Raw genomic sequence first — 15,696 nt, 5'->3', positions numbered from 1 at the left:
CTTACCTGCAGACCTTCGTAAGTCCAAGGCCTATCCCATCTCGATAGCCAAAACCATTCCCCAGGAATGCTGTCCAATCGCGCGCGCCAAAAAGGCAGCCGGTTGAGCCGCCTGCCTCTGTCACATGATAAAAAAAGTCTGGAACCAGCTGCTTTGTTGAATTAATTGAGTTCGACGCGTCGCATGAAAACACGAAAAAAGCAGGTGTGAAGCCACCGAGAATTACCTTATAAAGGAAGTTTAACACTCTCTCTGCCACATCACTTCTATCTAATAGAAGTTGGCCCTGTTACTTCTTGAAGGTTTGCTTCACTGCCTCAAGATAGCCGTACCCATATAGGTCATCCGGTTGAAGATAACTGGTTTCCGTCCATTCGTTCCAGCTGTTAATGGTGATCAATGGACGTTGACCTGGATGACTGTCGGCATATTGCTTGGCCAGCTGAAGCGCCTTTTGCACATTGTCCGGTGTGTTCTGCTTCACAATGCCGGGACGGAATTCCTGAAATCGAAATCGCGGATTGTTGTCCCATCCGATTGAAATATGCGGGAAATAAGGAATGTCATAGGTTTGGTCAATACGCTGCCATTCCTGAACGACATCCTTCATAATGTCATCATAGTCTCTGTCGATATTTGCAAAATGCACAAACTGATAGTGGGACAAGCTGTCAAATCCCAGCAGAGTGACAACCTCGCTTGTCGTTGCCTCTTTGCCGCCATCGACGCCGCTAAGATTGAAACTCATCTCGCTCCATAGGGTCAATTGAAGATGAAGTCCCGGAAGCCCTTCCTCTACCGCCCGGTTTCGGAACCATACGAACGCGTCTTTGGTTGCGCTTGCTCCTCCCAAGCCCTTCATTAAATTTGCCAGATCGTAAATCATAAATACAGGCTTGCCGTCGATGGTGTAGTAGGACGGGTGTTTGAAGTATTCGGCGATCAACCGGTTGGCAATTCGTTCGAACTCGGGCCGATCAACCGACGCCTCCCAGATGACCGTATCCTGCATATGAGAAAGCCGGATATCCCATGTATGGTTGACGTCGTGATTCGCCCACATCAAGTAAAATTTAACCCTGTCATTGTTTCGCGCTTTCAAGTAGCCATTATTTAAACACTGCTCCAGGAAAGGCCGCTTGTCATACCAATACCAGTCATAGATAAACACATTGACTCCGTGGTCTGCCGCAGCATTAATTTGCATTTCCATCACATAGGGATCGGCTTCATTGACATATCCCCATAACGGTTTCCTCGGCCAATCGTGTTCCGGAAATTTTCTCACGGCATTTTTGACGGACTGCCACTCTCCGATTCCTTCGGGCCAGAACATCCTGGTTCTGGGTTCGTCCCCCGTATAAGCCGGCCAGACATAAGCGGCTACATCATAGTTATTCATGTTCTTCATGCGAAGCCCTCCTGATATAAACGTATGAAAAGCAATAGTTGCCAAACTGGCATCAACCCTTCACGCTGCCGAGTACAATACCTTTCATAAAATACTTCTGAAGAAACGGATACACGGCCAGAATCGGGGCGGCCGCGATAAAAATCTGCGCCGATTTCAATGTGCGGTCGGACACCTGGGACAACGTCTTGAGTTCCTCCTGCGAGGCGGTCGTAAACAGGGACATATCGCGGTTGACGATGATCGTCTGCAGATAGGATTGCAGTGGATAATGATCCGGCGAGCTCATCAGTATCAGCCCGTCAAACCAGGAGTTCCAGTGCCCTACACAGGTAAAGAGCACTAATGTCGCAAGAGCCGGCTTCGAAAGCGGCAAATAAATTCGACTTAGAATGGTCCAATGACCCGCGCCGTCGATGAAGGCCGATTCGCCGATCTCCTTCGGGAGCTGGCGGAAAAAGTTAAGCAAAATGATGACGTTGAATACAGGGACCGCACCCGGCAGAATCAGCGCCCACACCGAGTCCAGCAGGCCAAGCTGCTTAACCGTCATATACCAGGGAATGAGTCCGCCGCTGAAAATGATCGTGATAAACAGGTACCACGAATAAACATTCCGCCCATACAGATCACCGCGTTCCTTGGACAAAGGATAGGCCGCGAAAATAGTCAACAGCATATTGACAGAAATGCCGAGCGCCACACGCTCCAGCGTTACAAGGAAGGAGGTGAGAAACTGCGGATTATTAAGCGCATATTTATAAGAGCTTAGGTTAATGTCGACTGGCCATAGCGTCACCTCCCCGGCAGCAGCTGCGGTACTGCTGCTGAAGGACACGGCCAACACGTGGATAATCGGAAAAATACATAGCAGCGCACTGGCAGCAAGGAGTAGATAATTTACGCCTTCGAATACTTTGCTGCCGAACGTTTGGTGATGCATGCTGCACGCTCCTTTGTCAGAAAATGCGATAGCCTGCGAATTTGGAGGCAAGCTTGTAGCCCGCGACGATGAAAACAAACGAAACGACTGATTTGAACAGCCCGACCGCGGTAGCAACGCCATATTGGCTGTTCAGCAATCCGATCCGGTAAACGAATGTATCCAGGATGTCGCCGGTCTTGTATACGACGGGGCTGTACAGATTGAACACTTGCTCGAAGCCTGCGTTCAGCACGTTGCCGAGACTGAGCGTCGCCATCAGCACAACAATGGGCATAATACCCGGAATGGTGACATGCAGCACTTGGCGGAAACGGCTGGCGCCGTCCATGACGGCAGCCTCGTAGAGCGAGGTGTTAATGGAAGTGATCGCCGCCAGATAAATAATCGTCCCGTAGCCGAACTCCTTCCAAACATCGGTAACGACCAGGATATAAGGGAATATTTTCTCGTTTGCCAGGAAAAAAACAGGTTCGATCCCCATTCCTTTCAGCATGAAGCTGATGATGCCGTCAGTCGGGGACAAAATGTCAACCAGGATGCCCGACAGAATGACCCAGGACAAAAAGTGCGGAATATAAATCAGCGTCTGAATGGATCGCTTCACGAAGCTGCGGCGGACCATATCAAGCAATATCGCAAATATGACGGGTACGAGCAGCCCGAAAATGATCTTTAGCAGCGCGATAAAGATCGTATTCCAGAGCACCTGCATCGTCTCCGGCATCGCATAAACATAGTTAAAATTCTCGAGGCCGACGAACTTCGAATTGAAGAACCCTTTCGTCGGATTGTAGTTTTGAAATGCGATCAGTATGCCAACCATCGGATAGTAGCTGAAGACCGCGACCAGCAGAATGCATGGGAGCAGCATGAGATGCATTGGAATCTGCTGCCTGAATTTCGCTGCGGCACGCGCACGTTTGGTATATCCGCCGATTTGAGCCGCGGTTTGTCTAATCGCCATTCCCTTTACACTCCCCGTTCTATTTGTAGCCGGTTGAAGGATCGAATTCATCCACCCAACCGGCTTCGTTGACCTTACTTGGCTGCGTTGACTTCTTTGGTAATGTCGTCCCCGCCGAGCTTCTTCCATTTCATCACGTAAGCGTCGAATTCATCGACGGGCGCCGTTCCCATAATGATTTTTGTGAACGTCTCGTCGCGCATCTGCTTAAGCGTCGCTCCCTTTTGAGTAGTCGAGTCCGTATCGGTTTTGATGTAGCCGTTTTGCAAAAACAGATTATTCTTGTCGTAGTAGTCGATCACGTTGAATGCGCTGTTGTCGGGGCCCGCCCAAGCGTAGGCGCTCCAGAGCTTATTATCGCCAGCCTTGTACTTCTCGATCTGTTCCACGTTATCCTTGACCCAGTAATTCTCCAAGACCGATTGATCCTTTTCCTTGAAATACTTGTTCACGCTCTGATGGATGAACAGGTTCTGCTGCGGGTAGAACGTCGACATAGTGGCCAATTGAAAGCTTTGATCCGGCGCTTTTTCGAGCTCGCCGTTCTTGCCGTGATAAGCGGGATCGAATTCCGGGCTGATCGCCGGGTCTTTGGCATAGAAATAATTGTAAAGCTTGATCGCTGCTTCCGGATTTTTCATATTCTTATTGACGACGTAGAACGTGCCTGCAGAGCCGTTAATCATCGGCTTAGCGGGCTCACTGTCTGCAGAGACAACCGGGAACGCCTGCCAATCCGCTTTCGGGTCCTTGTTCTTCGCATCCTGCAGCGGGTAGAACGGGTTGAAATGCTGGCCGAATTGCATTCCGACTTTGCCAGCCGTTACCGACTCTGCGACCTTTGCGGTGTCTTTGACGGAAAATTCCTTGTCGATATATCCGTTCTTATACAGTTCCGCCACCTTGGCGAGTGCGCTCTTGATTTGCGGCTGTATCCCCCCAAAGACAAGATTGCCCGTTCCGTCATCTATCCACCCGTTAATGTAACCGTGATAGCCCTCGAAGAAACCGTCAAGCCCGGCAAAACCGCCCATCAAGTCCTTCACGAGCCCAAGTCCGTAGGTATCATTGACTCCGTTCTGGTCCGGATCGTTTTTAGTGAACGCCTCCGCGATTTTCATTACATCGTCCATTGTCTTTGGAGGCTCCAGACCGAGATTTTTCAGCCAATCCGTCCGGATCCAAATCATCGATGCTGCATCAATAGCCCCATTCAGCTGCGGGAGACCCATCAGTTTGCCTTCCACAGTAGCCTGATTTAAACCGATTTGCTTGTCGGCTTCCATCATTTCCTTTGTAAAATCGGAGGCGTACTGATCAAACAGTTTCGTAATATCCATGGCCACACCCGTATCAACCAGCATCTTGAATTGACGTGAGTTGGCAGGGATGATGTCCGGCAAATCATTTGCAGAAATCGCCACGTTCATTTTTTGTTCCATCTGTGCCCCGGGTACCGTCCAGAGGTAGTTAACCTTGATTCCCAATTCCTTCTCATAGCCTCGGGTCCATATGTTGTCGCTTGCAACATCCGGCTTGATGGCGACGGCTTTCTGGACCTGATCGCTTAAGCCCATAACCGATGTAACGGTAATCGGAGGGCTGTATATTCCCTTCGCGTCTTCCGCATTAGAGACGGCTGCTTCCCCCGTGTTGTCGTTCGATGTATTGCTTGCTTGCGGTGAATCATCGCTTTCTTTGTTCGTTGTCGCGTTATCTCCGCAGGCCGTAAGAACCAGAATTGCAGCCGTAAAGACAGCAATCAGGAAAATTTTTGTGTATGAAGATTTCTTTTCCATGCTCGTTCCCCTTTAATCATTATTTACAGTGGCCACCGTGTTTTCATTATAGAAAAGATTAAAGCGTTTTCATATCATCATTTCTTTACGCCCCATTCATTTGTTTACCTGCAAAATGCATCTCTGTAATCCTGTGGGGCGAGACCCGTCAACTTCTTGAAGGAACGGGCAAAGTTCGAAGCGGAACCATAACCGAGCGATGCTGCTATGTCGTGGATGCGGTTCTCGGAATCGGCCAGCAGCTGCTTGGCCCGGTCTAAGCGGACAGTCTGGATGAATTCGGAAAGGTTAAGACCGGTTTGTTGTTTAAAGAAGCGGGACAGATAGGTCGGATTGAAATGAACCAGATCCGCAAGCCTAACAAGAGAAATATCCTCGTGAAGATGCGCGTCAATATAGACTTTGACCTTGGTAACGATATCCTGGGAGCGGGTCTCCTGCTTATCGGTACGAAGCATCTCCGTACCTGCACCCAACCGGTAATCAAGAAGAAGCGCGAGCGATTGATACGCTTCCGCAATCCGCTCCCATTCAATAGTCTCCGTGCAGACCGCAAACGAAACCGTCCGCTCCGTCGTTTCCTTTGCTGCCCTCTGGATGGTTTCGAGCGTTTCGCGGATGAACAGTCCGATTTGCTCATCCCGATGGCCGGAGAATTCAGACCCGTTGCTTGTATTTTTCGCCTGCAGGAGCCATGCCATCAGATTCGAACCGGAAGCGGTCATGACACTCTCCACAAGTGGCGAAAAATACTGCTCGGCAATCAGACGGATCGTTTCGACTGATGCCTTCCTGGCCATATATCCTGACGGTACCGGCGGGAATGGCGTGTCGAATCGGCAGACAGCCATCCAGACCGGCTTGAAGGGATTGAGAGGCAAGCCGATCCGCATCAGCTCTTCGGCAATGGCGGAACCGGCCTCCATCTCTCCGCACAGCGCGGCTGCCAGCATGTCCTGCAGCATCATCTCGTTCAATACCTGAAGCCTTTCTTCCGCCTCGGCAATCAGCGCTTCGGCACGAAGCGACCGCTCAATCTCCGCTATGATCTGCCGGGCGGCCTCCCTTACCTTGCCATACCCTTCCGTTTTCAGAATATATCGGACTGCACCGTTCTCCATGGCGCGATGCGCGTAGTCAAACTCCTTATAACCGGTTAAAAAGATCACACGGCAGGATGGCCAATTGCTTCTAACATGATGAAGCAATCCGATTCCATCCAGACCAGGCATACGAATATCCGAAATGATAATATCGACTTTCATCCGGCCCAATAGCTCGAGCGCTCCCTTCCCGGAATAGACGCGATGCACATCCATTTCCCATTCACCGCAATCTTTGAAATCTTCATACAAGCCGTCGGCGATAATCGGTTCATCATCGACTATCAAAAGCGTATACATCGGAATCCCCCTTCTTGTTCAGATTGTTGCCAGCCGGATCGTTACCACGACACCGAACTCGCCGCTTGCAATGCTGAGACCGCACCCGTTCCCGAGAAGCAGCCTGATCCGCCGGTGTATATTGCTCAAGCCTGTGACTTCCGCGTGTTCGTTCGATTCTATATCGGACTCGAATTTGCGGAGCTGTTCGTCTGTCATCGGCGCTCCGTTGTTCGCTGCCTCAATGAGCAACCCGTCTTTCTCCGGAAGGAACCGGACTCTCAGCAGACCGTTCTCTTCCAGATTCTCCAATCCATGCTCGAAAGCGTTCTCAATAATGGGCTGCAGAATTAACCGCGGCACAATTACGTTTGCATAGACCGGCGGCAGCTCGCCGAACTCCACCCGAATTCTGTTGGAGAATCGCATCGACTGTATATCGCAATAAGTTCGCGCGTGGTTGACTTCCTGCTCGAGAGTTACCTCATCCGAAGCATTTCGGGTTACAAATTGGAAATACTCCCCCAGCTGAAGTTGAAATTTCATTAATTGCTCATATTCGCCCCGCCTGGTCATCGTGTAAAGGATAAAAAAACTGTTATAGAGAAAATGCGGGTTTATCTGGGCTTGCAGCTGCTTCAGCTCCGCCCGCTGCACCATGATGGTCTGCTTATAGTTCTGGTCGATCAGCGATCGCAACCGCCCGAGCATAGAATTGAATCTGTCATAGAGAAAACCAAACTCGTCTTCATAGCGATGACCGATCGAGAAATCCATGTCTCCGTTTTCAAGCCGTTTAAACCCTCTGATCAGAGTATGCAGCGGCATCCTGATAAAGCGGAGAATCGTCAGCGAAAAAAGAATGATGATCAATAGTACCGCTACAGAAAGCAGCCAGAACGAGAATTCGTATTTTCCCAGCCCGGCAAACAGAGAGCTTTCCGGAATATAGCTGACCAGTGTAAGACCCATATAAGATGAAGTGCGGTAAATATAAAGGTAACGCTCATCTGTAATCGTAATTGAACCGCTGCCGCTGTCGGAAATGCCTACCAGCACGCGGATACGTTCCTGGGTTGGCGTTGCCCTATTGTCTGAAATCAGCAAATGCTTGCGGGCATCCATAAGGAATGAACCGCTATTCTCGTTCAGGTTGAATTGCTGCAGAGACTCCTTGAGCCGAGGGAGGGATAGCTTGATCTGCACAGCATATAAAGGCTGAGGGCTTTTCTTGATGTAGTTCGGCGGAAAAAAAGCGTTAAGAAGCAGCTGCTCATCGCTATAAATCAACTGCGAAGGAGTCGAGTTGTCGAAGAACGTCATCCATTTCAAATCCGTTTCCTGCAAATCTTCTATACTGCCTTCTGCAGGAATTGTCCGCCCTATGGATGGTATGTAGGCGATTACATTTTCAATGTAATTACTGCCGTTTTTAATCGCACTCAGCCTCTGTTGAAGCTTGTTTAAATAATAACCGCGTTCGTAATTGTCCATGAACGGAACACTATTGGCCAGCCGGTTAATATCGTCATTGTAAAGCGTATCAGACTGTACCAGCTTGAGTCCCTGAATCTCCTTTTCGAGTTTATCCAGATAGTAGGACATCTGGGCTGCCTTTGTATTGAGAATTTCCCTTTTGATCGCGGTCACGCCCCATTTGTACATACTGATGCCGATTCCGTACAGCGGTACCATAACGATCAGAAAGGTAAGGACAAGCCGTATAAATATCGATCTTCGCCAAAAGCCGACTATTTTCAAAGGCCATCTCCTTCCTTATACTAAAATATTCCCTCCCTTATTAAGCCATAAGTTACCGAAAAACACAGCCCCCTGCTAGAGCTCCTCTGCCTGGAAAGATAGAAATGCGTGTGTAAAATCATTGGCGTAAACTCCAAAACTATATAAAATGGAAGTAGACGAGAGGTTGATGTTGATGTAAATAAATTCCATAAATCTATTAAACTGCGCTAAAAAAGAGCGCATATCTGGATACGCCCTCTTTCAGTTTTTTTCCTGTTTGTTAGATTCCTTGATAGATTTGCCTAATGGCTTCCACAGGCAGCCAAGGCTCCCGGTCAAGGGCACCAGCCTGTTTTATGTAATATTGTATTTGACGGGATCTTTTGCTCATCTTGCTGCACTGGTTAATCGCTTTCATAACCAATATTATAGTGGTTTATCTCCCCAGACGCTGGCATAGGCGTAATTTCGTATCGTCCCGTGCCAGCGATACCATGGAGAGCCTCCCTCTTGCTGTGCATAGAACAATGCCACTTCTGCCTCCGGATCAATGACAACATAGCACCCGCGGGCGCCGTCCCAGCCGAATTCGCCATTTTGGCTCAAAGAGTTGTTTTCCTCCCTATCCACCAGCGTCCGTACGCCAAGACCATAACTGTAGCCGTTCTTGCTCACTCCGCCGAATTTGGCGAAATCCTGCTGCGCCTCTTGGCATAAGCGCTTTGTCCTCATCTCATTGACTGTCTCTTTTCTTAGGATGCGCTCGCCGTTTGACGCCAAGCCATAATTGCACAACGCCTCGGCAAACAAGATGTAATCGGCTACGGTAGAGTAGAGTCCGCCGCCGCCGCTCTCATAAGCCCTGCCTGGTTGGAGAACAAATGTCTCCCCTATACTCTTTGCAGTATGCGTCTTTCCATTGAAGTTATTGTAAAGCTTACAGAAGCGCTTCTCGTCCTTCAGAGCAAAAGAAGTCTCACTCATACCGATCCTGTCAAAAATATTCTCCTTGAGATAGGCCCCGAAGGTCTTGCCCGACAGCACCTCGATAAGCGCACCCAATACATCATGGCAGGCACTGTATTTGAAATGTGTACCCGGCTCGAAGATCAGCGGTTCTTTGGCAAGCGCCTTGATAACATCCAGCGTTTTGCCCTCGCCTTTTGATTCCTCGATAACTTTTCGGGTCTCCCCGGTATCCCGTTTATCAAGACCTGCCGTCATGCTAAACAGATGCTCAATAGTGATGTTGTTCTGCGCAGGACGCACCTCCTCCGACCCATCCTTCAGAATGTGCCGGACGGTCATGTTCCTGTACTCGGGAATATACGCATATAGCGGATCGCTGAGCTTAAACGTTCCAGCCTCGAACAATTGCAGGAGCGCCGTACAGGTTATGACTTTGGTCGCTGAATAGAGCCTGAAAATCGTATCGGGTCCGAATTTGATTTGATTCTCTACATCGGAAAATCCTGCATAGTGCTCAAAGACAGGCTTGTGCTTGTAATACATTGCAAAACCTACGCCGGGAATGTTTTTCTCCATGTAAAAACGATCCAGATAATCCTCCAGTTTCGAAAAGTTCATTTTTACTCCTCCTTCCACCAACTCCAAATGGGTTATTTGCAGGTTGCTCCCGGATCTAAGTCTATTAATCCGCTTCTAAATAAATATACCACTAATTAGAAGTAATAAAGAAACTCCAGAACCCAAAACGGCTTGCGAGAACAGCGGAATGCAGGTGATTGCGCCGAACATGCCCATCCCCATCAAGAAGCCCGATCCCCTGGATGGCGCGGAGGACGATAAGCTGTGTCATGTCCTGCGGCCCGAGCCAGCGAGGAACAGTCCCATGCCCTTGTAAAGACGTACTGTACAGCATTGAAATTCAATTTCAGCAATTCAACGCTCAAGGTAGATAAACCCATTCAAATGTTATTCGCCGTCATATGATATATAACTATTTATTGGTGTAAATCTAGTGTTCGTGAAATGGCATGAATTTAATAATAAATTCAGATGCGTAATCGTCTGCTTCAAGCTTATTCGTAAATGGAAACTTTTGAATAATTTATCCATTCGAAAAGAAATCAAATTCAAGGAGAGAATAGCAAATGCCAGAGGTTGTGTACGTCAATAGCAGCTGGGCTGGATTGCCTGCCGGTACCGTCGTTGGTCCAGGAATGATTATTGGAACCAATGCATTTGCTACGATTCAAGAAGGCGTTAATGCGGTGGCAACGCAAGGAACCGTACAGGTCGCAGCCGGTTTATATAATGAGCCGCTAATTAACGTCCTAAGACCTATGCAGTTGCATGGCGCCCAATACGGCGTAGATGCCCGAACACGATCCGGCAGTTCTGATCAAGAGTCGATCGTACAAGGGAATATTGCCAATGGCACATTCGTCCTGACTGCCGAGGCGATCGTAATCGACGGCTTACGATTCAAGACAACTCAGTTGGACCGGGCATATCGACAACGAATACTTCTGCGGGATTCTGGCTTTTCAATAATATTATTCGCAATAATGTCATCGGAATCAATATGAACTCGACCGGAACGATTGAAAGCCTTGTCCGCCAAAACTTCATCACAGATAACAATCAACCAGGATCGTCGAGCGGCACCGCCATTTATACGGATTCCGGATTGTCTAATGCACATTGATAACAATAAATTCACGAATCACCAAAACGCTGCGATGCTTCTTATTGGGGCGTCTTTTCCCGTATTTAACGTACTCGTTTCCAACAATGCAATCACCTTTGATGGCGGGATATATGTGCTAACAGCCGAAAATGTTTGTTTTCTGGAAAATACGATTAGCAATAATTTGTTCGGGATCATTTTAGCGGGTGGTAATGACCGTATTACGGTTGTGAACAATATTTTGAGCGAAAATGGAGACAGTGGCATAGAAGTCCGGTTGGAGTTTGTCGTTACTCCGAACTCCAACGTCCGAATCAAGCACAATAGCATCATGGGCAATCTGCTAGCTGGATTAAACGTGGAAGCCGGAAGCTATAATCAAACCTTGCCTAATTTAAAACTGGATGCAACGAATAATTGGTGGGGAGATCCAAGTGGTCCATCGGTTAACGGCGGTGGTCCGGGAACGGGTCAAGCCATCATCGACCCGGATAATGTAACCATATATATGCCATTCTTGACCGAGGATCCGCTTATTGCGCCATCACCGTTAATTCCCGTGCAAAGACTAGTCAGCACTACGACGAATGTATTCGTGGCATCGGATCGTTTTGCGGCAGTGGCCGCCGCCACTACCGGGATAGGCACGCTTGCCGTCCAGGTTCCTCAATACTATACGTGGCCTCGCTTACAGAAATTCGTTAATGACAATAATCCCGCGTTCGGAACTGTTCCCGATCCGGTACCAATCTGGAATTCAACGACGGCACATAGACAGTATTCGGTTTCGCTGCGGCCACGGCCCCCTTCACGGTTGCCGAAGACGGACAATTAATGATCAGTTTAACTGCATTTGCCGATAATGCAATGGAAGCGCAGATTGATTTGGTCAATGCGACTACGAATACGATCGTAACAACCCCGCCACTAGGTCAATTGCTGCTGGATGGAAGCATGGATCCAACGCCCGTTATCCTTGAGCCTCCTTTTAATTGGCAAATTATTCGCTGTTATTCTATCACTACCGGCCTATTGCCAGCTGGCCTGTATAAAATAATCGTCTCCTTCACCGTCATTAATTATGATCAATATATGTCCTTTCCTAACGTAGCCGGATTATCCTTTATTTCCGATATTTATAAAAGCGGTTAGTTGTCGGAATGACAAGAACATGTCCCACTTCACACCGAGCGAATGGGTTTCTGGAGCGTGATGAGTCTGTTCAGTGCTGCGGATTCCCTTCGTCCGGTCCCGTTCGCCGTGAATAGTTCGTATCGGTAGAACATCCCCGACTCCAGTCCCCAATCGTGGTAACTGGCCGTCGGGTCGCCCCTGAAGATCTCTTCGTTGTTTCTCGCCAGATTATATTACGTAGCCGAAGTAACCGTATCCCACGAGAGGGCAATGTCATTCACGCCGACCTGCACCGTCCGGAAGTTGCCCGGCGCTGCCGGATGTTTTTGTAATCCGGAACCTGTAGCTGGTGAGGGAAAATAAAATTGTTTAATGGAAATAAGGAACTGGTCTTCTTAGAAACCAAGAAACAATTAAAAAAGTGCCCAACCTTGCATAAGCAAAGTTAAGCACTTTTTTCTTGTATATCAGAATCAAGTTTATACTGTCCTGTAGTAATTCCTTAGACCACGAATCACTTTCAAAACTATTCCTATTAGAAACACAGAACCAATTGATAGTTTCGCCCAAAAAACTTGATGTCAGAAATGACAAGAATTTCATCCCATTTCCACTGCCGGTAGCCTTGTTTCAACTGATTTGCCAATTGTTATCATACAAAACCATCTTCGTACGACGATGGTTTTTACCGAAAAAGCAAATATTGCTCATATTGTAAGTCCCTTGGAGCTCCATCGCGTCCATAGGGGTAACTTTTTCATTTTTATCAATATTAGTAGTCAAAAGCCAGTTACTTCCCAGTTACAGGATCTGTACCAGGATTCCAGTTTGCGAGAGGATCCATACGGAATCGGGTTAGAACCACGCTGCTAATTTTCCAGACGCCATCCACGCGCTTATATGTTTCGCTATATGAACCATACCCGTCATGCCCCGGTGGAGCGTCCTTTGCGTCAGGATAGGTCAACATATCCTCCATTGCCCAAATGCCCTTCGCGTTCTCCTGATCGATTATATCTATCTCGGGCATATGTCCGTGGTGAACCGTAGGCGCAGCACCGATGACACTCCCCGCCCCTTTGGCGAATGCTTCCCCGCCGTTAAATACATTGCCGTCGATTTCAATATGGGCATCAGAAGTAAAAAGCTCTGCAAAATCCGACCATTTTTTTTCATCGATAAAACGGAAATAGCGAGCTTTCAATTTTTTGATCTCTTCAACGTCTTCCAAGTTTTGATATCTTTGTTCAAGTTCAGTAATTTGAGCAGCTTGCGGGTCCTGGGTTGTTTGTTGTGCCTCAATATTTTGATCCGAGCATCCCGAAATAATAATCGTTAGAATAACTAACCCCAAAATCAAACTTATTTGAAGCTTTTTACTCTTCAACATATCGTCACGTCCTTTGTTTGTTTATGGTAATGCCTGCCATTTCGCTACGAAGCCGAAATTCCTTCCAGGCAAGATCAAGCCCGGAATAGGAAATATCTCGGCTTATTTCGCTCAATAATAAATCAACCTCGACTATACGGACGTTAAAGAATCCACTCGGATACTTGCTCCATCGTTCTTCTCGTTTTATCGTGCGGTTCTTTCGCCCGATAACCGAAAGCGACCATGACGCTTACTTCGTACTCGTCGTCTCCGAGCAATCCCTGTTTTGCGAAAATTTCGTTGATCCTATCGGGTAAAAAGCCTTCGATGGCACAAGAGTCGACTCCGATCATCGCCGCGGAAGTCATCATATTCCCTAGTGCGATATACGTCTGTTTGGCAGCCCAAGCCGTTCTCGCTTGTTCGTTATCGAGATGGAACGAATCGAAGAAATCATGCCATGCCCCTACGTTGTTTCGCACCTTTTCAGCGGGATATTTTTTAACTTTTGTCAGTTGGTCAAAAATATAAGGGGATTCCGGGACAAGTCCTTTACGGGCAAGAATAACGACCATATGACTCGCGGTAGGCAGTTGATTGTACGCGCCGTAAGCGAACGGCCGCAGTTCTTCCCGAAGTTCCGGATTTTGAACGACCAGAAATTTCCATGCCTCAAGCCCGTTGGAACTAGGCGATAATCTTCCCGTTTCCAAAATAAACCGAAAATCTTCTTCGGGTATTTTTTTGGTCGGGTCGAATGTTTTCGCCGCATGTCTGAAATGATAAGCATCCAGCACTTCTTTTTTTGTCGTGTTCGTATTCATGTCGGTTCCTCCTTGGGGTGACGAAAGATTGATCTAGGTGTGCTGCACCGTTGCTTTTTTCTTTCTCATGCTGATTAAGGCCAGGAGCAAAGCGAATAACGCGAAGCTGCCACCAACGGCTAATGCGTTGTGGAATCCCGAAAGCATGGCTTCGTTGGACGACGGATCGGTTGCCGAGGCGGTCACCGAGCTCGCGACCGTTGCCAGAATGGATAATCCGAGACTGCCTCCGAGTTGCAGGAACGTATTCACAATGCCGCCGGCGACGCCATGCTCCTCAAGTCGTACATCCCGTACGGAACCTACGATGATGGCCGTAAATCCGGCTGCCGTCGACAGACCCAACAGAATGAAAACCGGAAAAGTAAACGCGGCATAAACGCTGTCCATGGACATCGTGCTCAACCAGAATAAGCCGAGCGCATTAATGAGTTGCGAAACGATCAATAACATTTTCGCTCCGAATTTACGCATGAAGTAAGGCGTGATTTGGGTGGCTAGAACGGACGATAATCCGAGCGGCAGAAAAGCCAAGCCCGTTACTAATGAAGAATAGCCAAGCGCATGAAAATACAAAGTTGAAAAGTAAATAAATGCGGTCATGAAGGAATACATCAAGAATCCGATAATATTCGATGATACGAGCGAACCGATACGAAACAATCGGAGCGGCATGAGCGGGTTTATGGCATATTTCTCAATGAAGACGAATCCGACCAGAATAAGCGCTCCGGCGATCAAGGTTGCGATTTTCGCGGTCGACCAGCTGCCATCCACATCGGGCATGGACAACCCGTACACCAGAACGAATATGCCTAACAGCACGGCAATCGCGCCGGGCAAATCAATGGATGGCTTGTTCTTTTGCTCCATCGGCCGTTCTTTAACAAATACTAATCCGATAATGATCGCAATCCCGAGCGGAACGTTTAAGAAAAACAACGATCGCCAGCCGACCGAGTCCGTCAGCAGCCCGCCGACGATCGAACCCGCCGCGAAACCGCCCGAGCCTAACGCACCGAAGATGGCAAAAGCTTTATTCCGTTGCGCGCCTTCGGGAATTGACGTACTGATCAGCGACATTGCCGCAGGAATGGATAGCGCTGCGCCGATCCCTTGTATCGCCCTGCTCGCGATGAGCCAAACCGGATTCATCGCGAAGCCGCCGGCAAGCGATGCCGCCGCAAAAATCGCTAAACCGAGCGTCAACACGCGTTTCCTCCCGATCAAGTCGCTTGCGCGTCCGCCAATGAGCAGAAAACAAGCGAAAGTGAGGACATAAGACGTTACGATCCACTGTAAATTATTCGCATCCATATGAAGCGCCGATTGAATCGACGGTATTGCCACAGTCACTGTGGAAGAATTCATGACTTCTAGAAATTGCGCGAAACAAACTAATATCAATAACAACATATTCGCTTTGGAAATCCGATCGCTCACGTAATTAACCCCCATTTTGTTTAAG

At 48.3% G+C, this 15,696-nt stretch carries 13 protein-coding genes; 3 read left to right on the top strand and 10 right to left on the bottom strand.

Annotated elements, in window-relative coordinates; genetic code table 11:
• Window positions 1-289 precede the first annotated feature (289 nt).
• From ACFOLF_RS25950 to ACFOLF_RS25920, 7 genes are all read right to left on the bottom strand, one after another.
• The gene (locus ACFOLF_RS25950) at window positions 290-1,411 is read right to left on the bottom strand and encodes a glycosyltransferase WbsX family protein (protein WP_210044144.1); all 1,122 of its coding nucleotides are present in this window, start codon (window positions 1,409-1,411) and stop codon (window positions 290-292) included.
• Window positions 1,412-1,463: 52 nt separating this feature from the next.
• Window positions 1,464-2,354 carry a carbohydrate ABC transporter permease gene (locus ACFOLF_RS25945; RefSeq protein WP_210044143.1) on the bottom strand — a complete coding sequence of 297 codons (891 nt, stop codon included), beginning with the start codon at window positions 2,352-2,354 and terminating at the stop codon, window positions 1,464-1,466.
• Window positions 2,355-2,370: 16 nt separating this feature from the next.
• Entirely contained in the window at window positions 2,371-3,321 is a 951-nt protein-coding gene (locus ACFOLF_RS25940) for an ABC transporter permease (RefSeq protein WP_210044142.1), read from the bottom strand.
• A gap of 74 nt (window positions 3,322-3,395) precedes the next feature.
• On the bottom strand, window positions 3,396-5,120 hold the full coding sequence (locus ACFOLF_RS25935) for an extracellular solute-binding protein (RefSeq protein ID WP_210044141.1): 1,725 nt from the start codon (window positions 5,118-5,120) through the stop codon (window positions 3,396-3,398).
• Between the two features lie 104 nt (window positions 5,121-5,224).
• Window positions 5,225-6,523: a response regulator transcription factor gene (locus tag ACFOLF_RS25930; protein WP_210044140.1), complete on the bottom strand. Its 1,299-nt coding sequence runs from the start codon at window positions 6,521-6,523 to the stop codon at window positions 5,225-5,227.
• 18 nt (window positions 6,524-6,541) lie between these two features.
• Entirely contained in the window at window positions 6,542-8,263 is a 1,722-nt protein-coding gene (locus ACFOLF_RS25925) for a sensor histidine kinase (protein WP_210044139.1), read from the bottom strand.
• 408 nt (window positions 8,264-8,671) lie between these two features.
• On the bottom strand, window positions 8,672-9,832 hold the full coding sequence (locus ACFOLF_RS25920; RefSeq protein ID WP_210044138.1) for a serine hydrolase domain-containing protein: 1,161 nt from the start codon (window positions 9,830-9,832) through the stop codon (window positions 8,672-8,674).
• Window positions 9,833-10,359: 527 nt separating this feature from the next.
• On the opposite strand from ACFOLF_RS25920, the gene ACFOLF_RS25915 reads away from it, so the two are divergent.
• From ACFOLF_RS25915 to ACFOLF_RS25905, 3 genes are all read left to right on the top strand, one after another.
• Window positions 10,360-10,797, top strand: a complete 438-nt coding sequence (locus ACFOLF_RS25915) for a hypothetical protein (protein WP_210044137.1) — start codon at window positions 10,360-10,362, stop codon at window positions 10,795-10,797.
• A 108-nt stretch (window positions 10,798-10,905) separates the two neighbouring features.
• Window positions 10,906-11,733, top strand: a complete 828-nt coding sequence (locus ACFOLF_RS25910) for a right-handed parallel beta-helix repeat-containing protein (protein WP_210044136.1) — start codon at window positions 10,906-10,908, stop codon at window positions 11,731-11,733.
• Entirely contained in the window at window positions 11,733-12,050 is a 318-nt protein-coding gene (locus tag ACFOLF_RS25905; RefSeq protein ID WP_210044135.1) for a hypothetical protein, read from the top strand. Before ACFOLF_RS25910 ends, ACFOLF_RS25905 begins: the two co-directional genes overlap by 1 nt.
• Window positions 12,051-12,822: 772 nt before the next feature.
• Here ACFOLF_RS25905 and ACFOLF_RS25900 read toward each other — a convergent pair.
• The 3 genes from ACFOLF_RS25900 to ACFOLF_RS25890 all read right to left on the bottom strand — a co-directional run bounded on the left by ACFOLF_RS25900 (window position 12,823) and on the right by ACFOLF_RS25890 (window position 15,671).
• Window positions 12,823-13,422: a nuclear transport factor 2 family protein gene (locus ACFOLF_RS25900; protein ID WP_210044134.1), complete on the bottom strand. Its 600-nt coding sequence runs from the start codon at window positions 13,420-13,422 to the stop codon at window positions 12,823-12,825.
• A gap of 143 nt (window positions 13,423-13,565) precedes the next feature.
• Window positions 13,566-14,228: an NAD(P)H-dependent oxidoreductase gene (locus ACFOLF_RS25895; RefSeq protein WP_210044133.1), complete on the bottom strand. Its 663-nt coding sequence runs from the start codon at window positions 14,226-14,228 to the stop codon at window positions 13,566-13,568.
• A 33-nt stretch (window positions 14,229-14,261) separates the two neighbouring features.
• On the bottom strand, window positions 14,262-15,671 hold the full coding sequence (locus ACFOLF_RS25890; RefSeq protein WP_210044132.1) for an MFS transporter: 1,410 nt from the start codon (window positions 15,669-15,671) through the stop codon (window positions 14,262-14,264).
• Window positions 15,672-15,696 lie beyond the last annotated feature (25 nt).

The sequence above is a fragment of the Paenibacillus sepulcri genome, from assembly GCF_042647105.1.
Classification (GTDB): Bacteria; Bacillota; Bacilli; order Paenibacillales; family Paenibacillaceae; genus Paenibacillus_Z; species Paenibacillus_Z sepulcri.
Note: the sequence above shows the minus strand (reverse complement) of the source record. Positions and strands in the feature narration are given on the sequence as shown.